This is a genomic window from Leeuwenhoekiella sp. H156 (genome assembly GCF_052218455.1).
GTDB classification, from domain to species: Bacteria; Bacteroidota; Bacteroidia; order Flavobacteriales; family Flavobacteriaceae; genus Leeuwenhoekiella; species Leeuwenhoekiella parthenopeia.
This window is the reverse complement of record NZ_CP197499.1, coordinates 2,352,029-2,376,855: the sequence shown is the minus strand read 5'-3', so window position 1 is coordinate 2,376,855 and position 24,827 is coordinate 2,352,029. Positions and strand designations below refer to the sequence as shown.

The window sequence follows — 24,827 nt, the reverse complement described above, 5'->3', positions numbered from 1 at the left end:
GCAATGAAAAAAATATATAACTATTACATTTTACTAATCATCGCCATAGGTCTTAGCAGTTGCGATGACAACCTGGAAATAAATCCAAGACAGAGTATCGATGGGTCACTTGCCCTTGCTACAGAAGCAAACATTCAGGCACTACTAATAGGAATTTATGAAGATTCCGGACAGAGCGTGGCATTTGGTGGAGATATACAAATCACCAATGACCTTTTGGGTAATTCTGATCAGGTTAGCTGGTTTGGCACTTTTGTAGCTCCAAGACAATTTATTCGAAAAAGTATTCTTGTAGATAATAGTTTTGTTAGTGACACTTGGGCTAAAAATTATGAGGTAATTAACCAGGCCAACTTGATTCTAGATAACTTAGATGTAGTCACCAGTAGTGGTGCAAAAAATAGAATTGAAGGAGAAACTAAATACCTCAGGGCTTTAAATTATTTTTCCCTAATTACTCTTTGGGCACTGCCTTACGAAGCAGGGGTATCAAACACACAACCTGGAGTTCCTTTAAGGCTTATCGGATATGAAGACTACCGAACCCCATTACCTGCCTCACGCGCTAGCGTAGAAGAAATATATGCACAAATTTTAGCTGATCTTGAAGATGCTTACTCAAATCTACCTTCAAGCAACGACATTTTTGCTTCTAAGTACGCAGCGCAGGCTTTGAGAGCACGAGTATATCTGCAAATGCAAAATTATGCAGCGGCGCGTGATGCCGCCCATGATGTTATCGAAAACAGCGGTGCAGAGCTTACCGAAACGTTTGCTGATGCCTTTAACAACGATGCAAACAGCAGTGAAGATCTTTTTGCATTTCAGGTAACCAATCAGACCGGTGATAATGATTTGATTACCTTCTATGCTTCTCAGGATAATGGAGGCCGTGGAGGAGATATAACTCTAAATGCTGAATACTTCGATCTTTTTGACGATCCTGAAGATGATCGTGCTAATTTTATAACTATTGGCGATTTCGGCGATGATCTTACTGCTAAGTATACCAATCAATTTGCCAATGTCGTAATATCAAGACTTGCAGAAATGTACCTAATTCGTGCTGAAGGTAATATTATAGAGAACACGACGGTAGGAGCTACCCCTGTAGAAGATATTAACAAGTTAAGAGTAAGGGCAAATGCAGACCCTGTTGCAGGACCGCTTACTCAGGCAGATATTCTACTGGAGCGTCAACTGGAACTCGCTTTTGAAGGTTTCTTGCTTCAGGATCTGAAGCGCACACAAAGCGCGGTTGATGATCTTCCTTATGACTCTCCCCGTTTGGTACTACCTATTCCGCAAAACGAAATGGATACCAATAATTTAATTGAGCAAAATCCCGGATACGGTTCTTAATTTAGCTCAAAAAGAATGCAAAAACGCCATCTCATAAGGATGGCGTTTTTTTTAGTTTATAGCTTCAAGTAATTTCTCAAAATAATCAAACGCCGGTAAAAGCCGGGTACCGTACCAACTGAAATATTCGCCATCTACCAAAATAATCTCTGCCTGAGTGTTTTGTTTAAAAGCCTCAATATGCTTTTCTTTAAAAGGGAAGGGTTCGGAGGAGAGCAAAACAATATCAAGCAGTTTGAGGTCATTTCGACCAATAACAGGATACCGATCTTTTTTGTGTGCGAAAGCATTCCGCAAGCCCAGAAGATTGAGGATACTATTAATAAAAGTGTCATTACCTGCTACCATAAGCGGATCATTCCAAATCAGGTAGCCAACAGACCGCTTTTGCAGATAAACTGTTTTGGTTTGGAAAACTGAAATACGGTTTTGTAACTCTTGCGTAAGCTGATTCGTTTTTGACTCCATCTGAAATAATTCACCCAGATCAGCAAGCAAAGCATAGACATCCTCAAAACTTATGATATCTGAAACATAAACAGGCGCTAATACTGAGCAACTTTCTACAATTTCAGGAGTATTTTCTTCTTTATTGCACAGTATAAAATCGGGCTTGAGCGCTGCGATACGGTCGAGGTGAATAGTTTTTGTTCCACCCACGACCGTTTTTTTAGTACGCAACTCATTCGGATGTACGCAAAACTTGGTTATTCCTACGAGACGGTTTTCAAGGCCTAAATCAACCAGAAGTTCGGTAAGACTGGGAACCAGACAAACTATGCGCTGTGGAGAAGATGTTAAAGTAAGTATACGGCCTAATTGATCATTCATAACATCAAAGCTCGGATTTTAACCCAACTTCTCGATATGAGTGGCCATCTGGCTTTGTAAATTTTGTGCTTCAGCGGCTGCCGCCTCAGCAAAATCCCTTTCTTTTGAAGCGTAAAGAATACCGCGGGATGAATTGATTAGGAGTCCGGCATCTTGTGTTGCGCCATACTTAAACACCTCGTCAACGCTTCCGCCCTGTGCCCCCACTCCCGGAACAAGCAAGAAAGCTTCAGGGATAATCTGGCGTATTTCAGCAAGATATTCGGCCTTTGTGGCTCCCACGACATACATCAATCTATCGCTATGTTTCCATGTTTTTGAGGTTTTCAAAACCCGTTTATACAATTCTTCGGCTTCAATTTTCTGAGTCTGAAAATCAAATGCTCCGGGATTAGAAGTAAGCGCCAGCATTATGGTAAACTTTTCGGCGAATGCCAAAAAAGGCTCGACTGAATCTTTACCCATATATGGAGCAACCGTTACCGAATCAAAACCCAGATCTTCAAAAAATGCTTTGGCATAACGGCTTGAAGTATTGCCAATATCACCGCGTTTAGCATCTGCAATCGTAAAACACTCCGGAAATTTTGAATTCAGATACCTAATGGTTTTCTCTAAGGATTCCCAGCCTTTTAAACCGTATGCCTCATAAAAAGCGGCATTGGGCTTGTAAGCAACTGCGTAGTGGTGTGTGGCATCAATAATCGCTTTATTGAAGGCGAAAATAGGATCTTCTTCCTCCAAAAGATGCATAGGTATTTTATCGAGATCGGTGTCAAGACCTACACAAAGTACCGATTTTTTAATTTTAATTTGTTCTACGAGTTGCTGCAAAGTCACGTCCTGATGCTTTAATAATTATATAGATTCTCCGCCTTCGGCCAGCTTTTCGGTATTGCTTACCAGCTGTAGCTCATCTATAATACGCTGAATATCCCCATCAATAATGTTTGACAAATCGTAAAGCGTCAGGTTAATACGGTGATCTGTTACCCGCCCCTGTGGGTAATTGTAGGTGCGTATTTTAGCACTACGGTCGCCACTGGTAACCATTGAACCCCGTTTTGCCGACTCTTCTTCCTGGCGCTTGGCAAGCTCCATATCATAGAGACGTGAACGCAGTACTTTAAAGGCCTTTTCCTTGTTTTTATGCTGCGATTTCTGATCCTGACATTGTGCAACAAGCCCGGTAGGAAGGTGTGTTAAACGCACTGCAGAATAGGTGGTATTAACAGACTGACCACCCGGCCCTGACGAACAGAAATAATCGATACGCACTTCTTTAGGATCAATTTCCACATCAAATTCTTCTGCTTCCGGAAATACCATCACGGTTGCAGCACTGGTGTGCACACGTCCCTGAGTTTCGGTTTGCGGTACACGTTGTACGCGGTGTACACCGGCTTCAAAGCGCAGTGTTCCGTAGACATCTTCACCGGTAACTTCTACCTGAATTTCTTTAAAGCCGCCACTGGTGCCTTCACTGTAGTCAATAGTACTGGTTTTCCAGCCTTTGCTCTCGCAGTATTTCATATACATACGATAGAGGTCTCCGGCAAATATACTGGCCTCGTCACCTCCGGTTCCGGCTCTGATTTCCATCACCGCATTCTTGGCATCTTCGGGATCTTTAGGAACCAGCATAAAGCGTATTTTCTCCTCAAGTCCGGGTTTGGCTTGTTTAGCTTCTTCAAGCTGCATTTTGGCCATTTCGGTCATTTCAGGATCACTACCGTCTGCAATGATTTCTTCGGCTTCCTCAATACGCTGTGTAAGCTGAATGTACTTTTCGCGCTCATCCATTATGGCGCGCAAGTCTTTATATTCTTTATTGAGTTCTATATAACGCTTTTGATCGCTGATCACATCGGGCTGAATGATTAAATCACTCACCTCATCAAAGCGCTGTTTTATAAAGTTTAGTCTGTCTAACATGGGAATTTTAATTGCACGCGAATTTACGCAAAAATAAAGGTTTATTCATTTATTAAAACCAATGTATCCAAAGATGGTGCGCGTTGATTTTAAAAAACCGAATTACCTCAAACTATTCCACCAGATCCTCTTCTCCTGCATCAGGTCGGGTTATGGCGTAATTCATCAACATAATGAGACCCGCCAAATAAAAGGTTCGGGTGACCAGAAAAAACAGATGATCTTCCATATAAACCCCGAAGTAAGCTGCAATATCAGAAATGGTAAATGCGAAAACAGCGAAAGAAAACGACAACGCTCTTACGCCACCAATCCTATAGTAGTAATAAACTGCAAGCAGAATAAGGAAGACGATGCTGATCCCGAGAAAATAAAAATAGTAAATCAAATCCCGATCGTGTTCTGCCATATCCAAAACAGATTCCAAACTATAGAGAATTACAAAACACGCTAAAACCACAAAGCCGGTAATCGTAATAGAGGGTGTTATAATTTTAAAGCGCCACAAACTTTTTAACTGCCTGATAAAAAGGCTTAAATAAGCAATACCCCCGCAAATAAAAAACCCCCAATCGTTAGTGCCATCCTCATAAAATATGGCCGCGATATCCCGAAACCAAAACGCTATAAGCGTAATAATTAATTTTTTTCGGTGCGCCGGGAAAACAATTAAAAAATATCCATTTAAAACTGTCGAACCTGCAAATCGGATAACTCGTGAAGCATCTGTAGGAAAAAACAATACTGCAATAAAATTTATGGCTATAAGCAAAACACCTATAGCTGCGAGCATCTTAAAACGCTCTAACTCCTTAACAGTAAGACCTTTCATACTCTTTTAATTCTAAAAGAAACATAAAAGTTGGGTATTGCAAATAAACGCAAAATTTTAAGAACCCGGTTTCTAAACTTTTGATCTGTTACCATTTCGATCAATTCATTTTAATTAAATAACACACTAAAAAGAGTCTTTAAGCATTTCAAGATCTTCCTGCTCTCTTCGTTCACCCTCGGTATCGATTACAAAACAGAGCAGAAAGCCCAAACTCAATGCATAAAAGAACCGGTCTGAATACCAAAGCTCATCATACTGATTATAGTAGGCCAGACAGGCACTCACATCAGCGAAAATGAACCCAAAAACCATCATTGCAAAATGAAGGCTTCGGTTACTGTTGAGTATAAAATTGTAATAAAAAGCAGCTGAAACCAGAACAATTAGCGCTGCGCCCAGGCAATAAAAAAGTGGTAATTCGAGAATGCCATGCATTTGGTTTTCTACGAAACCGGATAGCACAAAGAGGATAAAAATATTACCTGAAGAAATCAATGCTGCAACAAGGAGTGATGATTTTTTAAAGCCTGATAACCTTACAAAGGGCAAGCGTTCTATGCAAAAAAGGGTGTAGCTGGAAGCACTTAAAAGTAAATACAGCTCAGTCCCCCAGCTTTCCTCAAAAAACAAATGCACAAAATCCCGCAACACTAAAAAAATGAGGGCTATTGTCACCCATAAATTACGGCTTTTTGTAAGTAAAAAATAGATAAAGAGAAACACAAGCGTAGATACAAATCGTACAGCCCGCATGTGCTGTAAATCAAAAAAATAAACCGGGATCAGGTTTATTAGAAGGGCTAGCACCACCAGTACAAAGATCCCTTTATATCTATTGAGCGTTAAGAACTGCAAACTTTTCTTCCACCTTTTGTTAGCAATAGTCGACAAGATAATTTTTTTCCTCGTTAATTATCCAATACTACCATAAAAAAATCCGCAATTGAAAATGATTCAATTGCGGATTTAAGCTGTGACCCCGGAGGGATTCAAACCCCCAACCCTCAGAGCCGAAATCTGATGCGCTATTCAGTTGCGCCACGGAGCCCTTTTCAGTTTTAAATTCAGGACTGATACCTGTTTCTGTTTTGGTCAAACAAAAATCTAACCCAATTTCTTTTTCACGATACCCGAAATGGTCTTACCATCTGCACGACCGGCAAGTTCCTGTGAAGCCAGTCCCATCACTTTACCCATATCCTGCATACCCGAAGCGCCTGTTTTCTCAATAATTGAAGCTACTACCTTTTCAATTTCTTCCTCGCTCATTTGCTCGGGTAAAAATTGCTCAATCACCTCAGCCTGTGCAAGCTCTTCCTGAGCCATTTCATCACGCCCCTGATCCTGATAAATCGCAGCACTATCCTTGCGTTGCTTCACCAGTTTCTGAAGCATTTTAACCTCTTCTTCCTGAGTTAATTCTCCCGAAGCACCACTCTCTGTTTGAGCAGTTAAAATAGCAGACTTGATTGCACGAAGTGAAGCCAAAGCATTTTGATCTTTAGCCTTCATCGCTGCTTTCATAGCCGTCATTACTTCGGTCTGTAAACTCATCCTGCATTCATTTTTCGGATTGCGAATATACTTATTTTTGACGGTTCCCCCATTTTTTATTCAAAAAATAAGCCCAAACTATCTTGAACCAAATCGGGGGAAGTGATATCCCCTGGCAATACACATAAAAAAGCCGGTAACTTACGCTACCGGCCCTTTCACATCGGTTTTTACTAACTAATCGACATTATCGTGTAAGAATGAATTGTTTTTACGCAACTGCATCTCTTCATTTTCATCTGTACTAACTGAAGTTCTGGATAACGAGCTCTTAGCTGATGGGTTTTCGTCAAGACTAACACCCATACGCTTGTAAGCGGGCTGCTTTTCAATCTCATCAATGCGAGACTGATTGTTTCTGAATTTGTAATTAAACTCCTTCATCATACGTCTGCGTTCAGCCGCACGCTCGGTTAGCAATTGAGATATTGGTGTATTGGTAGGATCTTCATCGCCTTCAGGTACATTCTCTTCAGGCTTTATCTTTGACTCAACACGTTTTACTTCAATAGCTTCTTCTCGTGTAATTTTAGGTTCAACAGGTTTAGCCTGTACGGGTTTTGCATTATTTAAATGCTCTTCAATCTCCATATAATCATCCAGACTGTAACGCTTTTCTCCGTGCTCATTCACTTCGGTAACCGAAACAATCTCAATAGGACTGTTCACTTCTATTTCACTGATGTCATCGTCAAGTGTATAAACAATTTCCTTTGGCTTTTCGGTAACCTGTGGTTTTTTAGGTTCCTCTTCATTTAAAGGAAGGTCAAAAGAAAGCGTAAACTGCTCTTCATCTTTTAATTTTGAAACCGGATTTTGCTTTGGTTTAGGCTCTTCGACGCTGACAATTTTGAAATTAAAATCATCGTCTTCCTCTTCTTCAAGGATTTCGTTTTGAGCCGTATAATCAATAACCTCCTCGTAAACTACCTGTATATTACGAATCAAATCTGTTGTAGGGATCAGATCCATAGCCTTCTTAGGAGCCTCATTTTGGGTTTTGTTTACCATCAAATCCATAGGATCATCGGTATCATCAAGCGTATGTACAATAGGCTTTTTAACTTCCTTTTTAGGCTCTTCTAAAGCATCCTGACTTTTGGCAGAAGCTGAAAAATCAAGTGTTCTGCCGGTACTCTTTGGGGAAAGATCGTGCTGGGCACGCTGCTCATCCTCAAGGGTATGAATAATTTTCTTCGTTTCGGTATTTACGATTTCGTTTTGCTGTTCTACGTTAAACCCCGTTGCGATAATCGTTACCGAAATCGCATCTCCCAGGCTTTCTTCTTCACCCACACCCATAATGATGTTTGCACTGTGACCGGCCTCATCCTGAATGTGATCATTGATTTCCCCAATTTCATCAATGGTAATTTCTTCGGTACCCGAAACAATAAGCAACAAGACGTTTTTAGCACCGGTGATTTTATTATCGTTTAATAACGGGGAGTCAAGTGCTTTTCTAATGGCGTCCTGAGCACGACTACCACCACTTGCACTGGCACTACCCATAATGGCAGTCCCGCTGTTACTTAATACGGTTTTTGCATCACGAAGGTCAATGTTTTGGGTATAGTGATGCGTAATAACTTCTGCAATACCTCGCGAAGCCGTGGCAAGAACTTCATCGGCCTTGCTAAAACCGGCTTTAAAGCCCAGATTACCGTAAACCTCGCGCAGCTTGTTGTTGTTAATTACAATAAGCGAATCTACATGAGAACGTAAACGCTCTACTCCAAGCTGAGCCTGCTCGTTTCGCATTTTACCTTCAAACTGAAACGGAATGGTGACAATACCCACGGTAAGCACATCCATCTCTTTGGCCATTTTTGCAATTACCGGAGCCGCACCTGTACCGGTACCCCCACCCATACCGGCAGTGATAAATACCATTTTGGTGTTAGTTCCTAGCATTTGCTTTACTTCCTCAAGGCTTTCAATAGCGGCCTGCTCACCTACTTCAGGATTGGCACCAGCACCAAGACCTTCTGTGAGGCTCACGCCAAGTTGTATGCGTATGGGCACCGGACTATTTTCAAGAGCCTGTGCATCTGTATTGCAGACCACAAAGTCAACTCCTTTAATACCCTGACTAAACATATGGTTAATAGCATTGCTACCGCCTCCGCCTACGCCAATTACCTTGATCACGTTGCTTTGATTTTTGGGTAAATCAAACGAAATGTTTTCAAAATCTGTGTTGCTCATAATATATTCGTTTTACCGGTTTCTGTTGTTTTCTTTTTCATTGCTAAAGCAAACGGGTATGCAAGCTTTAGTTGGTTGTTGTCAATTTTTTATTCTGCGTTATCTAAAAAGTCTTTAAACTTTTCGGCCCAGCTATCAAAAATGCTTTTGCGCACCTTTTTCTCCCTGGGCTCCTGAAGTTGGGGCTCTTCAATATCTTCTTCATTTTGCGGCTGCGGCTGTACCGGCTCTTCCTCTACGACTGCCGTATCCTGTTGTTGTACCACCACATCCTTGCGGTGCTCCAGACTGTTCATCACCAGACCTACAGCTGTTGCGTATAAGGGGCTGGTCGTCTCTGCATCACTATCGCCGGCGAGGTGCTCGTTGGGATAACCTATGCGGGTGTCCATACCGGTGATGTATTCTACCAGTTGCTTCAGGTGTTTGAGTTGCGAGCCGCCACCGGTAAGCACGATACCTGCAATAAGCTTTTTCTTTTGCTCCTCGTGTCCGTAATTTTTTATTTCGAGATACACCTGCTCAATGATCTCTACCACGCGCGCGTGAATGATTTTTGAAAGGTTTTTAAGCGTAATCTCTTTAGGTTCCCTTCCGCGTAAACCGGGGATGGAAACAATCTCATTATCTTTATTTTCTCCCGGCCAGGCAGAGCCAAATTTGATCTTCAATAATTCAGCCTGTTTTTCAATAATGCTGCAACCTTCTTTAATATCTTCGGTGATCACGTTACCGCCAAAAGGAATAACCGCTGTATGCCGAATGATTCCATCTTTAAAAATGGCGAGATCTGTTGTACCACCACCTATATCTATGAGGGCAACACCGGCTTCTTTTTCTTCCTGACTCAACACCGCGTTAGCCGAAGCTAAAGGCTCCAGGGTAATTTTATCGAGGTTAAGCCCGGCACTCTTTACACAGCGCCCAATATTGCGGATGCTGCTTACCTGACCTACCACAACGTGGAAATTAGCCTCCAGTCTGCCACCGTACATCCCTATAGGCTGGGTGATCTCGGCCTGGCCGTCTACTTTATACTCCTGAGGAAGCACATGTATAATCTCTTCCCCCGGAAGCATCACCAGCTTATGTACCTGATTGCACAGGGTGTCAATATCTCTGGGCCCTATTACTTCATCTGCATCAGGGCGGGTAATGTAATCGCTATGCTGCAGGCTACGTATGTGCTGACCTGCGATACCCACCACTACATCTTCAATCTTCATCCCGGAAACACTTTCTGCTTCCTGTACCGCCTGCTGTATAGACTGTATGGTCTGGGTAATGTTATTTACCACACCACGGTGAACACCAAGACTCTTAGACTTACCAATGCCCAGAATTTCCAGCTTATGATAATCATTATAACGACCTATCATCGCCACAATCTTAGTGGTACCAATATCGAGTCCTACTGCTATGTCTTTCTGCTCCATAACTTATTTTTTTGTCCCTATAACCTGACCTCTGTAACGCAGATCTACAGTTTTATACTTCTCGAGACTGTTATCTTTGATGGCTTTCTGGTAAAAAGCCTTATAATTGGCAAACTTAGACTGCAAGCCGCTAACCTTTCCCAAATTGATCTTATAGTCTAGCACGCGAGGTGTTAAAATATAGTCTCCACGGGCATCTCTGGTAATCCCAACTACCTGCTTGTTGAGCAGTGCGTCGTTATGCAAAAAGCTTAATAACGGATACACTTCTTCAATCTGTTTGCGATCCAGACCCGAAATGAGCGGTACGCGGGCAGCATAATTAGAAGACAAAGGCATCGCTGCCCCGGTTTCATCTATGTAATACGGTTCCTGAGCCTGCACACGCGCAAGGGGCTTTCGCTGTTTTACAGTAGCTCCTACCACACCATCAAGGGTGAGGTAAACATCTGCATCAGAAATCATTGCGTGCGCGTCGAGTTTCTGCTCTAAGTTTCTCAAATCTAGAATTTCTTTAGCCTGTCCCTCAAGGGGTTTCTCATTTTGTATCAACAATTTATCAACCGTTTCTTCGGTGATAAACAGGTTTGCTCCCGTTTCAAAATGCACCTCTACACGCTCCACCTTACGCGCGGCATTTCGCTTGTGCGAAAAAGCCACCAGAAACAGTGTTACAAACACCAAAACACCCATCCTTATGTAAAACCAATTGATCTTCATAAGCTTAGACTTTTAGTAAGTTTTAAAATTTCTTCACCTATATCACCGGCACCCATCATCACTTTTACCGAAGCCTTTGAAGCTTCCAGTTTTTCCCGAAGCTCCTGTTTTGTAACCAACTCCTTACGCGGAGTGGTAATCAAATCCAGTAATTTTTGAGAATTCACCCCTTCAATAGGCTCTTCCCGTGCCGGATAAATATCAAGCAACAGGAGTTCATCAAACTGCGACAAACTGGCCGCGAAATCCTCCATAAAATCGCGGGTTCGGCTGTACAGATGCGGCTGAAAAACAGCAAGCACCCGTTTGTCTGGATACATCTCGCGTACCGCGCTGTGCACGGCATCTATTTCTGTAGGATGGTGCGCATAGTCGTCTATGAGCACTTCGGTCTCTGTTTTAATTCTATAGGTAAATCTGCGGTTAACCCCTTTAAAGGCGAATAGTGCTTTGGCGAGCTTGTCGGCAGGGCAGCCGTATCGTAAAGCCATCGCCAAAGCGGTTATCGCATTAGACAAATTATGTCTACCAGGCAGGTTAAGCACTAAGTCTTCAATAAGGCCATCGGGATGTTTTAAATCAAACCGGTAAGCCCCGTTTTCTATTCTAATATTTAAGGCGGTATAAGCTGAATCATCTTCAACACCTACCATTATTCCGTCTAATGGGAGTCCGTTTTTGACAAACAACACGCCGTCTTCTTTCACCTGCGCGGCAAAATCCCGGAAACTTTGCTTTAAGCTTTCGGTATCCCCGTAAATATCCAGGTGATCTGCATCCATTGAGGTGATGGCTGCGATATTGGGATACAACTGCATAAACGAGCGGTCAAACTCATCAGCCTCGACCACCACGATATCTTCACCCTGCTGAATGAGGTTGCTCTGGTAATTTTCGGCTATGCCTCCTAAAAATGCAGTAACCGGCAAATCACAGGCAGCCATAAGATGCCCCAGCATCGCACTGGTTGTGGTTTTACCGTGAGTCCCTGCGACAGCCAGACAAAACTTTTCGCGGGTTAAAAAGCCTAATACCGCTGCGCGTTTCTGAATATCAAATCCTTGTTGTACAAAATACTGATAGCCTTTATGCGCTTTAGGAACCGCAGGCGTATAGACCACCAGCGTGGTTTCTTTATCTTTAAATGCCGAAGGGATTGCCACCTCTGAATCTTCAAACGAAATAGCAATACCCAATGCTTCCAAAGCATCTGTAATGCCCGAAGGGGTCTTGTCATACCCCGCAACAGCTTTACCGGCCGCCTTAAAATAGCGTGCCAGCGCACTCATCCCAATTCCGCCAATGCCGATGAAATAAAAGTGTGATATGTTATCGAGGTTCTTCAATTCGTTCTCTATTCCAGGTCTTGTTTACTTAGTTTCAGCAGGCTTTCTACTTCACGTACAATACGCTGTGTTGCCAGTGGCAAAGCCAACTTTTTAATATTTGTACCCAATTCATTTTGACGGTTTTGGTCGTCAATCAGTTTTTTAAACTCCGATTCAAAATGCGTTTCGAGTTCATTTTCTTTGAGCAATAACGCTGCATTTTTGGCAACTATGGCTTCTGCATTTTTAGTCTGATGATCTTCGGCCACATTAGGTGACGGAATAAAAATCACCGGCTTACCTACCAGCGCCAATTCAGAAACCGAACCCGCGCCAGCCCTGCTGATGATCACATCTGCCGCCGCATAGGCCAGATTCATCGTATCTATAAACGCCAGCACCTGAACGTGCTCTTTAGCATTATGCGCCTTATATTCCTCATAATACAACTGCCCGCATTGCCAGATTACCTGCAAGTCCCGATCGAGAATAAATTGCAATTCACGATCTATTAATCGATTTATGGCTCTTGCGCCCAGGCTTCCACCCAGAATAAGCAAAGTTTTTTTATTGGGATCCAGATTGAATTTTGCAAGTCCTGCTTCGCGATTTTCTTCGGTTTTTAGTAAATCGAGACGCACCGGATTGCCGGTCTTTACGATTTTCTCTTCCGGAAAAAACTGCTGCATGCCATCATAGGCCACGCAGATTTTCTGCACTTTTTTAGCCAAAAGTTTATTCGTAATCCCTGCAAAACTATTCTGCTCCTGAATCAGGGCCGGTACGTGATAACGGGTCGCCATTTCCAGCAAAGGTCCGCTGGCAAAACCGCCGGTACCTATCACCACATCAGGCTTAAATTTTTTAATGATACGCGCCGATTTAAACAGGCTGCTGATCAACTTAAACGGAAACATCAGATTTGACCAGGTAAGCTTCCGCTGAATTCCTGCAATCCACAAACCTTCGATTTTATAACCGGCCTGAGGCACTTTTTGCATCTCCATACGATCCTGCGAACCCACAAAAAGGAATTCCGCCTGCGGATACTTTGCTTTTAAAGCATCTGCAATCGCAATCGCCGGGTAAATATGTCCCCCGGTTCCCCCGCCAGATAATATGAATTTATAAGTCTTCAATTCGTTGTTTTCGGTTTTCGGTTTTCGGTTTTCGGTTTTCGGTTTTCGGTTTTCTTAAGCTGTGAAAAAAAGTTGAATCGTAGATTTGTTGAATCGTTGAATCGTTTTATTTCTTTTACTTCTCACTTCTCTGTTCTCTGTTCTCTGTTCTCTGTTCTCTGTTCTCTGTTCTCTAAACAAGATATTTCGTATTTCGTATTTCGTATTTCGTATTTCGTATTTCTAAATCGTTTCGCTCAAAATATCAAGCGGATTCATTTCTTCTTCCTCTTTTATTCTGGCTTCTTCACGTTTCACACTGATACTCAACACCACACCGATCGCCAGACAGGTCATCCAGATCGAGGTTCCTCCACTACTTACGAGCGGCAGGGTTTGTCCCGTCACCGGAAACAATTCTACCGCCACCGCCATATTGATTAACGCCTGAAAAACAATTGGCAGACCTACGCCAATTGCAGCCAGTTTGCCAAAAACCGTCGTGGCTTTGTTGGCTATCACCAGAATGCGAAACAGCAATAACAAATACATCAACAGAAGCGTAAGGCCACCAATAAGACCAAATTCTTCCACCACAATGGCATAGATAAAATCTGATGAGGACTGAGGCAAAAAGTTTTTCTGTACGCTCTTACCGGGTCCTACGCCAACGAGTCCACCTGTGGCTATGGCAATTTTTGCACGTTCGATCTGATAATCGCCTTCCCCGTCTTCTTCCCCGGTGAAATTTTCAATACGACTCATCCAGGTATCTACCCGGTTGGGAAATACCCCTGGAAATGCCTTTGCACTAAGGATAAATAGCGTAAGTGTAAGCAGCCCTGCAGCCACGATGATTCCAATATACTTTAAGGGATACCCCCCCATAAACACCAGAGTCAGTACCATTACGAAAATGATCGCGGCTGTTGAAAAGTTGGCCGGTAAAATCAGGCCTAAAACCACAGCAACCGGCACCCAAAGCGGTAAAATGCTTTCTTTAAACGTGATGGTTTTGTCCTTAATACGCGACAGGTAACGGGCAATATAGACCATCAGCACCACCGAAGCCAAAGTAGAAGTCTGAAACGTAATGCCTACAAACGGGATCTTAATCCATCTACTGGCATTGGCCCCGTCAATAGTTGTACCCTGAACCAGAGTGATCAACAACAACACCAAAACAATGGGAATACCAATTATAGAAAGGCCTTTGAAATAATTAGAAGGCACTTTATGCACCCCATAAATAATGGCAAAGCCCAATACCAAATGCATAAAATGCTTAACCAAAAACGGAAAAGTGTCACCATTCCCGTAGAGGTAGGCCAGGTTACTGCTCGCACTAAACACCGGCAAAAAGGAAAACAACGCCAAAAAGGCGGTTATCGCCCAGATCGCCCGATCTCCTTTTAGGGTTGAAAATATGTTTTTAGTACTGCTCACGGTTTTCGGTTTTCGGTTTTCGGTTTTCGGTTTTCGGTTTTCGGTTTTCGGTTTTCTTAAGCTGTGAAAAAAAGTTGAATCGTGGATTTGTTGAATCGTTGAATCGTTTTATTTCTTTTACTTCTCACTTCTCTGTTCTCTGTTCTCTGTTCTCTGTTCTCTGTTCTCTGTTCTCTGTTCTCTAAACAAGATATTTCGTATTTCGTATTTTAAAGATTCCTAACGGCATCCTTAAACTGACGACCGCGGTCTTCGTAGTTTTCAAAAAGGTCGAAACTTGCACAGGCAGGTGATAACAATACAGCATCTCCTTTTTCGCTGAGCTTATACGCGATTTTTACCGCTTCAGACATAAACTGGGTTTCCACAATAGTTTCAACCATATTTCCAAAAGCCTGCAACAGCTTACTGTTATCCTTCCCAAGGCAAATGATCGCCTTTACTTTTTCATTAACTAACGGAAACAAATCTTTGTAATCATTACCTTTATCAACACCTCCTACAATCCATACCGTAGGGGAACTCATACTGTCTAAAGCATAAAAAGTAGCATTGACGTTAGTGGCTTTAGAATCGTTGATGTACGATACATGATTTATTTTAAGCACGTGTTCCAGGCGGTGTTCCGCACCCTGAAATCCTTCTAAAGACTCCCGGATGGTCGCTTTACGTATGCTTAAAAGTTTTGCCGCAGTGGCTGCTGCCATTGCGTTTTTGGTGTTGTGCTGGCCTTTAATCGCCATTGATTTTGTTGACATCGTCATGCTTGTATCGTCAGTTATAATTGTTATTTCGTCCTGAGCATAAAATGCTCCCTGTTTTACTGTTGTTGAAATTGAAAAAGGCATCAACCTGGCCTTTACCGGATGCTGCTCGAGCCAATCTGTGATTACCGGATCGTCTGCATCGTAAATGAGGTAATCGTTCTCCGTTTGATTTTCCGCTATGCGGAATTTTGAGCGGATGTAATTCTCAAACTTATATTCATATCTATCCAAATGATCTGGAGTGATGTTGGTCAGAATCGCGATATGCGGCGCAAAATCTACAATCCCGTCCAGCTGAAAACTACTGATCTCCAAAGCGTAATAATCCTGATCATCAAGCGCTACCCAGCGTGCAAAGCTGTCTCCAATGTTGCCCGCCGCGACACTTTTAAACCCAGCCTGTTTGAGAATCTGAGCCATCATCAGGGTCGTGGTAGTTTTACCATTGCTTCCGGTGATACCTATTAATGTGGCATTGGTATATCTGGAGGCGAACTCAATCTCTGATATAACCGGTATTCCTCCTGCAACCAACTTCTGAATGAGCGGTGCTTTATCGGGAATTCCCGGACTCTTCATCACCAGGTCTGCATTTAGGATTTTGGCTTCGGTATGACCGCCATCTTCCCATTCAATCTCATAATTTTTAAGAACGTCCCGGTATTTGGTTTTGATCGTTCCGAAATCGGAAACAAAAACCGCATACCCCTGCTTTTTACCCAAAATCGCGGTTCCCACTCCGCTTTCTCCACCACCCAGTATTACTAGTCTCATAAGAAATACGAAGTTTGAAGTATGAGGTAAGAAGGGAATGGTAAGAGGTTTTGAAGCTCTTTACACCCACATCCATCTTTATATATTTTATTGCACCCTTTAACCATTAACTTTTAATTTTAAACATCAGCGCACTTTAAGCGTTACAATAGTGATAATCGCCAGTAAAATGCCGATAATCCAAAACCGGGTTACGATTTTGCTTTCGTGAATTCCCTTTTTCTGGTAATGGTGATGTAGCGGTGACATCAAAAAGATGCGTCGTCCTTCACCGGTTTTGCTTTTGGTGTATTTAAACCAACTTACCTGCAGCATCACAGACAGGGTTTCCATAAAAAAGATTCCACATAAAATGGGAATGAGTAATTCTTTCCGAATGGCAATCGCGATTACTGCGATGATCCCACCAATAGTCAAACTACCGGTATCACCCATAAAGACCTGTGCGGGATAGGTATTGTACCACAGAAACCCAATGAGCGCCCCTACGAAAGCAGTGATAAATATTACCATCTCGCCGGAATTAGGGATATACATCACATCCAGGTAATCACTGAAAATGATGTTACCCGAAACCCAGGCAAATATGCCCAGTGTTAATACGATTATTGCCGAGGAACCTGCCGCAAGACCGTCAATCCCATCCGTTAGATTAGCCCCGTTTGATACCGCGGTTACGATAAAAATCACAATGGGTATAAAGAGCAACCACGCATATTTCACATAATCGTCACCCAACCAGCTTACCAAAATGCTGTAGTCGATCTCGTTATCTTTCACAAACGGAATGGTGGTCGTTAAGGCCTTTTCTTCCTGTGCTATCTCGCGTTCCTGTGTTTCAACGGCTTCAGTAAGGGTATCTGATCCCGTATTTTCTTCCTTAACGGTTATCCCGGGATGGAAAAACATCGTTGCCCCCACAATTATCCCCAGTCCTACCTGACCGAAAATCTTAAATTTTCCCTGTAAACCTTCTTTGTTCTTTTTTCTGATTTTCAGGAAATCATCCATAAAACCTATAGCTCCCATCCACAGCGTCGTGATGATAAGCAGGATGACATATATATTTTCAAGTTTTGCCAACAGAAAAACCGGAACCAAAGTCGCCAGAATAATAATCACTCCACCCATTGTAGGTGTACCAGCCTTCTCCACCTGACCTTCAAGACCCAGATCACGAATAGATTCACCCAGCTGTTTTTTCTGTAAATACAAAATGATACGCTTACCCCAAATGGTCGAAATCGCCAGAGACATAATGATCGCGACAGCTGCCCTGAAGGTGATAAAGCCAAAAAGACTCGCTCCCGGAAAGTTGTATGCGCGCTCTAAATATTCAAATAGGTAATACAGCATCTGGTTTTTATTGGTTACGTTTTGGTTTTAGGTTATTTATTCAGTTGGGTTAACAATTCACTTACTATCTTAAAATCGTCAAAGTCTGTACGCACCCCATTAATTTCCTGATAGGTTTCGTGCCCTTTTCCGGCAATCAGGATGATGTCGTTTTCTTCGGCCATCTGGCAGGCAGTTTTGATCGCCTGTTTCCGTGAGGTGATAGACAGGATTTTCTTATAATCAACCGGCTCTACTCCTTTTTCGATCTCTCCAATAATCGCTTCGGGATTTTCGGTACGCGGGTTATCACTGGTGAAAATGACCTGAGTGCTTAAAGCTGCTGCAATCCTGCCCATTTTAGGGCGCTTGGTGCGATCCCGATCTCCGCCACAGCCAACCACCGTAATGAGCTTTTCATTTTTGGTGCGGATATCATTGATCGTTTCGAGTACATTTTTAAGTGCGTCGGGCGTATGGGCATAATCAACAATCGCTGTGATTTTTTTGGGCGAAATCAAATACTGAAAGCGACCGCTTACGCTGGTGAGCTCAGACAAATACTGAAGCGCTTCAAGCTGGGTTAAGCCAAGTAACTCTGCCGCAGCATAAATCGCCAAAACATTATACGCGTTAAATGAGCCTATCAATTTTACCCAAACTTCCTGATCATTGATTTTTAGCAACAAGCCGCTAAGCTGATTTTCTAAAATCTGTGCGCGGTAATCTGCAAAGGACTTCAGCGCATAAGTGACTTTTTTAGCTTTGGTATTTTGCAACATCACCTGCCCGTTGCGATCGTCTAGGTTTGAGAGTGCAAAGGCAGGCTTTGGCAGATTGTCAAAAAAGGATTTTTTCACGTCGCGATACTCGGCGAAACTTGCGTGATAATCCAGATGATCGTGCGTGAGATTGCTAAAAATTCCACCGGCGAACTGCAAACCTTCAGAGCGCTTCTGGTGAATGCCGTGAGAGCTTACTTCCATAAAGCAATACTCCACACCGGCTTCGTTCATCTCTGCCAGATACTTATTTATCGTAAGGGAGTCTGGCGTGGTATGCGTTGCAGGATACTCGTGTTCGGCTACCAAAACTTTCACGGTTGAAAGCAAACCGGTTTTAAAACCGGCTTTAGTAAACAATTGATAAAGCAGCGTTGCAATCGTGGTTTTACCGTTAGTCCCGGTTATACCTACAAGCTTTAAATTATCCGAAGGATTCCCGTAGTAGTTGGAAGCCATAATAGCCAATGCCTGAGCCGTATCTGAAGTTTGTACATAGGTCACCCCATTTACAAAATCATCCGGAAGCTCTTCGCAAATAACCGCAATCGCACCCTGATCAACTGCCTTTTTGATAAAGGCATGACCATCGCTTTGGGTTCCGCGAAGCGCTACAAATACATCATTAAGTCCCACTTTACGGGAGTCAAAATGAATCGCATTTACAGGCACCCCGGGATTACCGGTTACCGACTCTAAGGTTACTTTAAATAATATGTCTTTTAATACGATCACGACAGTTCGAGAACTACTTTTTGATTCTTAGCTATTTTTTTTCCAGCCTGCAGGGATTGGTTTTTAACCTTACCAATTCCGTTAAACTCCACTTTGAGACCCAGGTTTTCTAAAAGCGCCACGGCATCCATAGCGGGCATACCTTTTACATTGGGCATGGTCACATCTGCTTTCTGCGCTTTTGTATAATAGGTTTCAAAATCCTTATCTACTCTGGGAACGTTTGCCGAAGCCAGTTGTACTTCATCTACCAAAGGTGTATCGCTGTAAATCTTCTGAGCGATCTTTCGGAAAACCGGCGCGGCAACCACATTACCGTAGTAGCCTAATTTCTTATTGGGTTTATGAATCACCACGATGCACGAATACTCCGGGTTTTCTGCCGGAAAGTAGCCTGCGAACGAACTGATGTACTTACCTTCTTCTAACCAGTATTCGGTTTGACAGGTTCCGGTTTTACCGGCCATCGAAAATTCTTTGGAATAAATATTTTGTGCTGTACCGCGCTCTACCACGTGCAGCATCATATCTTTTACTTTATCAATTGTGGTTTGTGAGCAAATCGCCGGATTGATCACTTCTTTTTCAAATTTCTCTACGGAAACATCCCACTTTTTAATCTCTTTGATAAACCTGGGTTTCACCATCTCTCCATCATTTGCAATGGCATTGTAAAAGGTCAAGGTTTGCAAGGGCGTAAGGGAAACTCCATATCCAAAAGCCATCCACGGAAGAGTGGTACCGTACCAGTTCTTATCACCGGGATATGGGAAACGCGGGCTACCTTCTCCTTTGATTTCAAGTCCCAGTTTATCGTTAAGTCCCATATTGTAAAGCCGCTTTAAAAAGCGTTTGGGATCATCTTTATAATGCTCATTGATCATTTTGGCGAAAGCCGTATTGGACGAAAGCTCAAAAGCGCGGGCAGCCGAGATCTTACCGTAACCTCCCCAGTGCGAGTCATACACGGTGCGATTGTAAAACCGAACCCTTCCGTTTTCGGTATCTACCACGGTACTGCTGTCAATCACCCGATCCTCAAGGGCCGCTACCATAGCCATAAGCTTAAAGGTTGAGCCCGGCTCAGCCGACTCATAAACCGCATAGTTTCGATCCTCATAATAGTTTCCATCTTCGGTACGACCTAAATTGGAAATGGCTTTTACTTCTCCGGTTTTGGTTTCCATCACCACCACACAGCCATGATCGGCCTCAAATTTTTCCAGCGAAGCTAAAAGCGCATGATGCGCAATATCCTGAATATTGACATCGATGGTTGAAATCACGTCAAAACCATCCTGCGGCTCTACAATATTATCGTCACCCAAAGGTTTCCACTGGCCTTTGGCAATACGTTGTTTTAGCCTGCGGCCTTCCTTTCCGCGCAAATAGGGGCCGTAAGCTCCTTCAAGACCGGCCTCACTGTAACGCCCGTATTCGGTAAGACGATCATAACCTATGGTTCGCTCTGCGATTTGATCAAGCGGATGCTCGCGTACGGTACGCTGTTCGGTGATAATACCGCCCTTGTAAGGCCCTTTATTGAAAAGCGGAAGTTTTTTAATCGCCAGATATTTAGAATACCCCAGATTGCGGGCCAGTAATAAATAGCGGTTTTTGTTTTGGCGTGCGCGACGCAGTTCGCTTACATAATGCGAAGCAGGCTTACCCAATTGCTCAGAAAGTCCCTGCGCAAGCGCCTGAACGTTTTCTTCAAAATCTTCCTCCTTAGGAGCCAGCGCATCAAAGCGAATGGTATACTTGGGCACCGATGTAGCCAATAAACTCCCATCGCCGGCGTACAGATTACCGCGATTTGCAGGTATGGTAAACATACGCTCGGTACGCGCCTCGGCGAGAGCCTTGTATTTATCCCCTTCAGCCAGCTGAATATTGCAAAGTTTAAACGCAACGAGCAGGGCGAAGAGAAACATACCTCCTGCCACTAAATACATCCGGTTCAATATGTTCTTTTCACTGGTTGCCATGCTGAACTTACGGGGTTTCTACTACTTTTATTTTTTTGGGCGGCGTTAAAGAGGGCGCCAGACCCATATTTTCTACTTTTCGGGTGACGACACTTTCCATTTTAAGCCGGCGTGCCTCAAGCCGGGTATCTACAAACTCGCTGTGTAATTCTTTAACCTCAGCATTAAGTTGTGCGATATAGTGCACTTTCTTATCTGCCCGGTGTGAACTGCCAATCATAATGATGGCCAGAAATGACAGAAACAGGATCATGCGCCAGTTCTTCATAGCGTCATCGCTAAAAAGAAACTTACCTTTAAGTATGTTATAAATACCTTCTTTCAACTGCTGTTAGATCTTTTCTGCCACACGCAGCTTGGCACTGCGCGCACGGTTATTCCTTTTTATTTCTTCTCGTGACGGAACAATGAGTCCGCCTACCTTTTTAAACGGGACGCTAAAATTCCCAAACATGTCTTTCTCAGGTTCTCCCTCAAACAAGCCGTTGCGCATATAGCGCTTTACCAGCCGGTCTTCGAGCGAGTGATACGAGATGAGACTGAGCCTGCCTCCCGGCTTGAGCAAATCTTCCGTTTGCTGCAAAAACTCTTTCAACACCTCTAACTCCTGATTTACCTCGATGCGAATCGCCTGATAAATCTGAGCCAGTATCTTATGTTCACGGCCACGCGGCAAAAAGCTCTGTAGCGCTTCTTTTAAATCTTCGGTAGTATCTATGCTTTTCTCTTTACGCACAGACACCAGCGTTCGGGCAATCTTGGGCGCGTTGCGTAACTCACCGTACTGCAACAGTACCCGGCTCAACTCCCCTTCCTCATACTCATTAACCACCTGATGCGCAGAAAGTCTCGCTTTCTGGTTCATCCGCATATCGAGCTTTGCATCAAAACGGGTTGAAAATCCGCGTTCTGCCACATCAAACTGATGTGACGAAACCCCAAAATCTCCCAAAATACCATCAACCTGAGCTGCGCCGTAAAACCTTAAAAAGCGTTTCGCAAAGCGAAAGTTTTCCGGAATTAGGGTAAACCGCTCATCGTCAATCGCGTTTGCCAAAGCATCCTGATCCTGATCAAAAGCAAACAATTTTGCGGAAGCATCCAGGCGTTTTAAAATTTCCCTTGAATGCCCACCGCCACCAAAAGTGACATCCACATAGATCCCACCGGGTTTAATAGCTAAACCGTCAACACTTTCGTGCAGCAGTACGGGATCATGATAGTCCATCTGGTATGCTGTTTTGATCGCCCATTACCTCTTCTGCCAGGGAAGCAAAATCCCCGTCTTCATTACTCACCGCAGCCTCGTAGGCTACCAGGTCCCATATTTCAATGATGTTTCCTCCCGAGGTCAACACGATATCTTTGTTTATTGATGCAAAGGCGATCAGATCTTTTGGGATAAGCAACCTTCCGGAAGCATCTGCTTCAACCACCTTCACTCCTGCGGTAAACCGACGTATGAACTCGACGTTTTTCTTCACAAAACGATTGAGACCATTCAGCTTTTGCATCATTACCTGCCATTCAGACATAGGCCACAACTCCAGGCACGAATTAAAAACTGATCGCTTTACCACAAAACCTTCCTGCAACTCTTTTGCAAGCTGTTTTTTCAACGCAGCCGGCATCATGAGCCTTCCTTTGGCGTCAACTTTACACTCGTATGTCCCTATCAGGCTGAGCACGAATACAGTAGGTTTTAGGTATTATAACTTCAAATATATAGAATTTATTACCACATTTTCCCACTTTCTACCACTTTGTTGATAAATCACTCCACTTGTTTATTTTTTTAATCTAAATTGAAGCCCTAGAAGCTTGTCTTCAAACCAGTTGTTCTTTAATACGCTTAGACCACACCAAGGCGTTTGTATTTTTCGATTTTGTTTTTGGGCTAAATGTCTATATTTGTCACAAAGCGTCTCGCCACCAATTATGAAGCACCAATTAAAAAAAGAGGGAAAATTCACCTACATCGAGGCAGGCGAAGGTACCCCTATCGTAGTTCTTCACGGGCTTATGGGTGGTCTCAGCAACTTTGACGCGGTAACCGATTATTTTTCGGAAAAGGGTTATAAAATTGTCATCCCCGAGTTGCCCCTGTATTCTATGCCGCTCATTAAAACCGGCGTAAAAACCTTTGCCAAGTACCTTAACGATTTTATCAGGCTCAAAAAGTTTGAGAAAGTGATTTTGCTGGGAAACTCCCTTGGAGGCCATATAGGTTTATACCATACCAAACTGTATCCTGATGTGATGCAGGCTCTGGTCATTACCGGAAGCTCCGGCCTTTATGAGAGCGCTATGGGCGAAAGCTACCCGAAACGTGGAGATTATGAGTACATCAAGAAGAAAGCTGAAGATGTGTTTTACGATCCTGCTGTAGCGACCAAAGAAATCGTGGATGAAGTTTACGAAACGGTAAATGACCGTAATAAACTCATCAAAACCCTGGCGATAGCCAAAAGCGCGATACGCCACAACATGGCACAGGATTTACCGCATATGAAAACGCCTACCTGCATCATCTGGGGGCGTAATGATAATGTGACCCCGCCCGAAGTAGCAGAAGATTTTAATAAGCTGTTGCCCGATTCTGACCTTTATTGGATCGATAAATGTGGCCACGCCGCCATGATGGAACGCCCCGAAGAATTCAACGGTATTTTAGCCGAGTGGCTAAAGAAACGAAACTTCTAAAACCAAGCTGTTATGTCTATTAAAACTGCTGAATTTCTGGTAAGTAATTCTAATGTGGCTAAATGCCCAAAAAATAACCTGCCCGAATATGCATTTATAGGACGGTCAAACGTAGGGAAGTCGAGCCTGATCAATATGCTTACCGATCGCAAAAACCTGGCTAAGACTTCAGGAAGGCCGGGGAAGACGCAGCTTATCAACCACTTTATCATCAACCAATCATGGTATCTGGTAGATTTACCCGGATATGGGTATGCGCGGGTCTCCAAAAAAGTAAAAAAGGAGTTTCAGAAATTTATCACCCAGTATTTTGAGGAGCGGGAGCAACTCGTTTCGGCCTTTGTGCTTATAGATTGCAGGCACGAGCCGCAGCCTATTGACAAAGAATTTATGCAGTATCTTGGAGAGAAGCAGATTCCGTTTTCGATTATTTTCACCAAAGCCGATAAACTGAAGCCTAAAGCCCTGGAACGCAATATTGAGAACTACAAAAAGGAGTTACTGGCCGGCGCCTGGGCCGAAATGCCCAATTATTTCGTGAGCAGCGCCACAAACACCACCGGGAAAGACGAGATCATCAATTATATTGAGCAGATAAATCTACAGCTTAAGGAATCTTCGATTTAGCTTTAATCAATTCAATTAGAGCTACATCATCTTTAAGTGTTTGAATTTCGCTTTGCGAAATAAACTCAGTCAGGCCATCATCCTTCTGCTCCAGAATTACCGGAAGCTTAAACGCGAGAGCTTCGTTTCCAAACTCGTTCTGAAATTCATCTTTGTGATAGACGCTGATTTCAAAATCGCTTTGATTCAGGAATTCTTTCCAGCGCCTGTGCATGTTAAGGTTTCCGTGGGTCAACTTGCATAAATCGCAGGCATAAGTAGCCGGACTTACGATTTTATGCAAACTATCTAAAGCGGCTTGTACCCCACCCGAACGGGCGTTATAGACCAGCAGGAGTTTCAC

Annotated in this window: 23 protein-coding genes and 1 tRNA gene; 3 read left to right on the top strand and 21 right to left on the bottom strand. The window is 43.2% G+C overall.

The genetic code is table 11. The features are described 5' to 3' along the window. Nucleotides 1-3: 3 nt before the first annotated feature. On the top strand, nucleotides 4-1,362 hold the full coding sequence (locus ACSSS3_RS10320) for a RagB/SusD family nutrient uptake outer membrane protein (protein ID WP_442844551.1): 1,359 nt from the start codon (nucleotides 4-6) through the stop codon (nucleotides 1,360-1,362). Nucleotides 1,363-1,413: 51 nt separating this feature from the next. Here ACSSS3_RS10320 and ACSSS3_RS10315 read toward each other — a convergent pair whose 3' ends face one another. The 20 genes from ACSSS3_RS10315 to mraZ all read right to left on the bottom strand — a co-directional run bounded on the left by ACSSS3_RS10315 (nucleotide 1,414) and on the right by mraZ (nucleotide 22,842). Further along, a complete protein-coding gene (locus ACSSS3_RS10315) occupies nucleotides 1,414-2,193 on the bottom strand; it encodes an ABC transporter substrate-binding protein (RefSeq protein ID WP_228231156.1) in 780 nt (259 codons plus the stop codon). Between the two features lie 18 nt (nucleotides 2,194-2,211). Next, nucleotides 2,212-3,033 (bottom strand): orotidine-5'-phosphate decarboxylase, encoded by an 822-nt coding sequence (gene pyrF, locus ACSSS3_RS10310; RefSeq protein ID WP_442844550.1) that lies wholly within the window; start codon nucleotides 3,031-3,033, stop codon nucleotides 2,212-2,214. Nucleotides 3,034-3,051: 18 nt separating this feature from the next. Then, nucleotides 3,052-4,128, bottom strand: coding sequence for a peptide chain release factor 1 (prfA, locus tag ACSSS3_RS10305; protein ID WP_442844549.1), 1,077 nt, complete (start codon nucleotides 4,126-4,128; stop codon nucleotides 3,052-3,054). Nucleotides 4,129-4,240: 112 nt separating this feature from the next. After that, nucleotides 4,241-4,960 carry a hypothetical protein gene (locus tag ACSSS3_RS10300; protein WP_442844548.1) on the bottom strand — a complete coding sequence of 240 codons (720 nt, stop codon included), beginning with the start codon at nucleotides 4,958-4,960 and terminating at the stop codon, nucleotides 4,241-4,243. A 126-nt stretch (nucleotides 4,961-5,086) separates the two neighbouring features. Then, on the bottom strand, nucleotides 5,087-5,638 hold the full coding sequence (locus tag ACSSS3_RS10295; RefSeq protein WP_442844547.1) for a hypothetical protein: 552 nt from the start codon (nucleotides 5,636-5,638) through the stop codon (nucleotides 5,087-5,089). Nucleotides 5,639-5,937: 299 nt separating this feature from the next. Continuing rightward, nucleotides 5,938-6,011, bottom strand: a tRNA-Arg gene (locus ACSSS3_RS10290). Between the two features lie 56 nt (nucleotides 6,012-6,067). Then, nucleotides 6,068-6,517, bottom strand: coding sequence for a GatB/YqeY domain-containing protein (locus ACSSS3_RS10285; protein ID WP_442844546.1), 450 nt, complete (start codon nucleotides 6,515-6,517; stop codon nucleotides 6,068-6,070). 177 nt (nucleotides 6,518-6,694) lie between these two features. Continuing rightward, nucleotides 6,695-8,725, bottom strand: coding sequence for a cell division protein FtsZ (gene ftsZ, locus ACSSS3_RS10280; RefSeq protein ID WP_442844545.1), 2,031 nt, complete (start codon nucleotides 8,723-8,725; stop codon nucleotides 6,695-6,697). Nucleotides 8,726-8,814: 89 nt separating this feature from the next. After that, nucleotides 8,815-10,161 carry a cell division protein FtsA gene (gene ftsA / locus ACSSS3_RS10275; protein ID WP_228231174.1) on the bottom strand — a complete coding sequence of 449 codons (1,347 nt, stop codon included), beginning with the start codon at nucleotides 10,159-10,161 and terminating at the stop codon, nucleotides 8,815-8,817. A gap of 3 nt (nucleotides 10,162-10,164) precedes the next feature. Next, the gene (locus ACSSS3_RS10270) at nucleotides 10,165-10,881 is read right to left on the bottom strand and encodes a cell division protein FtsQ/DivIB (protein WP_228231175.1); all 717 of its coding nucleotides are present in this window, start codon (nucleotides 10,879-10,881) and stop codon (nucleotides 10,165-10,167) included. Further along, on the bottom strand, nucleotides 10,878-12,227 hold the full coding sequence (gene murC / locus ACSSS3_RS10265) for a UDP-N-acetylmuramate--L-alanine ligase (RefSeq protein WP_442844544.1): 1,350 nt from the start codon (nucleotides 12,225-12,227) through the stop codon (nucleotides 10,878-10,880). The genes ACSSS3_RS10270 and murC overlap by 4 nt, the downstream gene beginning before the upstream one ends. Before the next feature lie 8 nt (nucleotides 12,228-12,235). Further along, nucleotides 12,236-13,348 (bottom strand): undecaprenyldiphospho-muramoylpentapeptide beta-N-acetylglucosaminyltransferase, encoded by a 1,113-nt coding sequence (gene murG / locus ACSSS3_RS10260; RefSeq protein ID WP_442844543.1) that lies wholly within the window; start codon nucleotides 13,346-13,348, stop codon nucleotides 12,236-12,238. A 222-nt stretch (nucleotides 13,349-13,570) separates the two neighbouring features. Continuing rightward, on the bottom strand, nucleotides 13,571-14,773 hold the full coding sequence (locus ACSSS3_RS10255) for an FtsW/RodA/SpoVE family cell cycle protein (protein WP_442844542.1): 1,203 nt from the start codon (nucleotides 14,771-14,773) through the stop codon (nucleotides 13,571-13,573). 209 nt (nucleotides 14,774-14,982) lie between these two features. Beyond that, the gene (gene murD, locus ACSSS3_RS10250) at nucleotides 14,983-16,314 is read right to left on the bottom strand and encodes a UDP-N-acetylmuramoyl-L-alanine--D-glutamate ligase (RefSeq protein ID WP_442844541.1); all 1,332 of its coding nucleotides are present in this window, start codon (nucleotides 16,312-16,314) and stop codon (nucleotides 14,983-14,985) included. Nucleotides 16,315-16,440: 126 nt separating this feature from the next. Continuing rightward, a complete protein-coding gene (mraY, locus tag ACSSS3_RS10245; RefSeq protein ID WP_228231180.1) occupies nucleotides 16,441-17,670 on the bottom strand; it encodes a phospho-N-acetylmuramoyl-pentapeptide-transferase in 1,230 nt (409 codons plus the stop codon). Nucleotides 17,671-17,702: 32 nt separating this feature from the next. After that, on the bottom strand, nucleotides 17,703-19,166 hold the full coding sequence (locus ACSSS3_RS10240; RefSeq protein WP_442844540.1) for a UDP-N-acetylmuramoyl-L-alanyl-D-glutamate--2,6-diaminopimelate ligase: 1,464 nt from the start codon (nucleotides 19,164-19,166) through the stop codon (nucleotides 17,703-17,705). Beyond that, the gene (locus tag ACSSS3_RS10235; protein WP_442844539.1) at nucleotides 19,163-21,154 is read right to left on the bottom strand and encodes a penicillin-binding protein; all 1,992 of its coding nucleotides are present in this window, start codon (nucleotides 21,152-21,154) and stop codon (nucleotides 19,163-19,165) included. Before ACSSS3_RS10235 ends, ACSSS3_RS10240 begins: the two co-directional genes overlap by 4 nt. A 7-nt stretch (nucleotides 21,155-21,161) precedes the next feature. Further along, nucleotides 21,162-21,479: an FtsL-like putative cell division protein gene (locus tag ACSSS3_RS10230; protein WP_228231183.1), complete on the bottom strand. Its 318-nt coding sequence runs from the start codon at nucleotides 21,477-21,479 to the stop codon at nucleotides 21,162-21,164. Nucleotides 21,480-21,485: 6 nt separating this feature from the next. After that, a complete protein-coding gene (rsmH, locus tag ACSSS3_RS10225) occupies nucleotides 21,486-22,382 on the bottom strand; it encodes a 16S rRNA (cytosine(1402)-N(4))-methyltransferase RsmH (RefSeq protein ID WP_442844538.1) in 897 nt (298 codons plus the stop codon). Further along, nucleotides 22,369-22,842 (bottom strand): division/cell wall cluster transcriptional repressor MraZ, encoded by a 474-nt coding sequence (gene mraZ, locus ACSSS3_RS10220; RefSeq protein ID WP_099644794.1) that lies wholly within the window; start codon nucleotides 22,840-22,842, stop codon nucleotides 22,369-22,371. The genes rsmH and mraZ overlap by 14 nt, the downstream gene beginning before the upstream one ends. 250 nt (nucleotides 22,843-23,092) lie before the next feature. Between mraZ and ACSSS3_RS10215 the strand changes: the two genes are divergently transcribed. Both ACSSS3_RS10215 and yihA read left to right on the top strand, forming a co-directional pair. Next, a complete protein-coding gene (locus tag ACSSS3_RS10215; protein ID WP_442844537.1) occupies nucleotides 23,093-23,857 on the top strand; it encodes an alpha/beta fold hydrolase in 765 nt (254 codons plus the stop codon). Nucleotides 23,858-23,869: 12 nt separating this feature from the next. Then, the gene (gene yihA, locus ACSSS3_RS10210) at nucleotides 23,870-24,484 is read left to right on the top strand and encodes a ribosome biogenesis GTP-binding protein YihA/YsxC (RefSeq protein WP_442844536.1); all 615 of its coding nucleotides are present in this window, start codon (nucleotides 23,870-23,872) and stop codon (nucleotides 24,482-24,484) included. Here yihA and ACSSS3_RS10205 read toward each other — a convergent pair. Next, nucleotides 24,465-24,827, bottom strand: a complete 363-nt coding sequence (locus tag ACSSS3_RS10205) for a GTPase (protein WP_442844535.1) — start codon at nucleotides 24,825-24,827, stop codon at nucleotides 24,465-24,467. The two genes, yihA and ACSSS3_RS10205, sit on opposite strands and share 20 nt — an antisense overlap.

Excerpts from the sequence above, each read along its gene's own strand:
- prfA (WP_442844549.1), bottom strand. The coding sequence starts at position 4,128 with ATGTTAGACAGACTAAACTTTATAAAACAGCGCTTTGATGAGGTGAGT.
- ftsZ (WP_442844545.1), bottom strand. The coding sequence starts at position 8,725 with ATGAGCAACACAGATTTTGAAAACATTTCGTTTGATTTACCCAAAAAT.
- ACSSS3_RS10215 (WP_442844537.1), top strand. The coding sequence starts at position 23,093 with ATGAAGCACCAATTAAAAAAAGAGGGAAAATTCACCTACATCGAGGCA.
- ACSSS3_RS10320 (WP_442844551.1), top strand. The coding sequence starts at position 4 with ATGAAAAAAATATATAACTATTACATTTTACTAATCATCGCCATAGGT.
- mraY (WP_228231180.1), bottom strand. The coding sequence starts at position 17,670 with ATGCTGTATTACCTATTTGAATATTTAGAGCGCGCATACAACTTTCCG.
- ACSSS3_RS10315 (WP_228231156.1), bottom strand. The coding sequence starts at position 2,193 with ATGAATGATCAATTAGGCCGTATACTTACTTTAACATCTTCTCCACAG.
- ftsA (WP_228231174.1), bottom strand. The coding sequence starts at position 10,161 with ATGGAGCAGAAAGACATAGCAGTAGGACTCGATATTGGTACCACTAAG.
- ACSSS3_RS10300 (WP_442844548.1), bottom strand. The coding sequence starts at position 4,960 with ATGAAAGGTCTTACTGTTAAGGAGTTAGAGCGTTTTAAGATGCTCGCA.
- ACSSS3_RS10235 (WP_442844539.1), bottom strand. The coding sequence starts at position 21,154 with ATGGCAACCAGTGAAAAGAACATATTGAACCGGATGTATTTAGTGGCA.
- rsmH (WP_442844538.1), bottom strand. The coding sequence starts at position 22,382 with ATGGACTATCATGATCCCGTACTGCTGCACGAAAGTGTTGACGGTTTA.
- ACSSS3_RS10270 (WP_228231175.1), bottom strand. The coding sequence starts at position 10,881 with ATGAAGATCAATTGGTTTTACATAAGGATGGGTGTTTTGGTGTTTGTA.
- murD (WP_442844541.1), bottom strand. The coding sequence starts at position 16,314 with ATGAGACTAGTAATACTGGGTGGTGGAGAAAGCGGAGTGGGAACCGCG.
- yihA (WP_442844536.1), top strand. The coding sequence starts at position 23,870 with ATGTCTATTAAAACTGCTGAATTTCTGGTAAGTAATTCTAATGTGGCT.
- ACSSS3_RS10285 (WP_442844546.1), bottom strand. The coding sequence starts at position 6,517 with ATGAGTTTACAGACCGAAGTAATGACGGCTATGAAAGCAGCGATGAAG.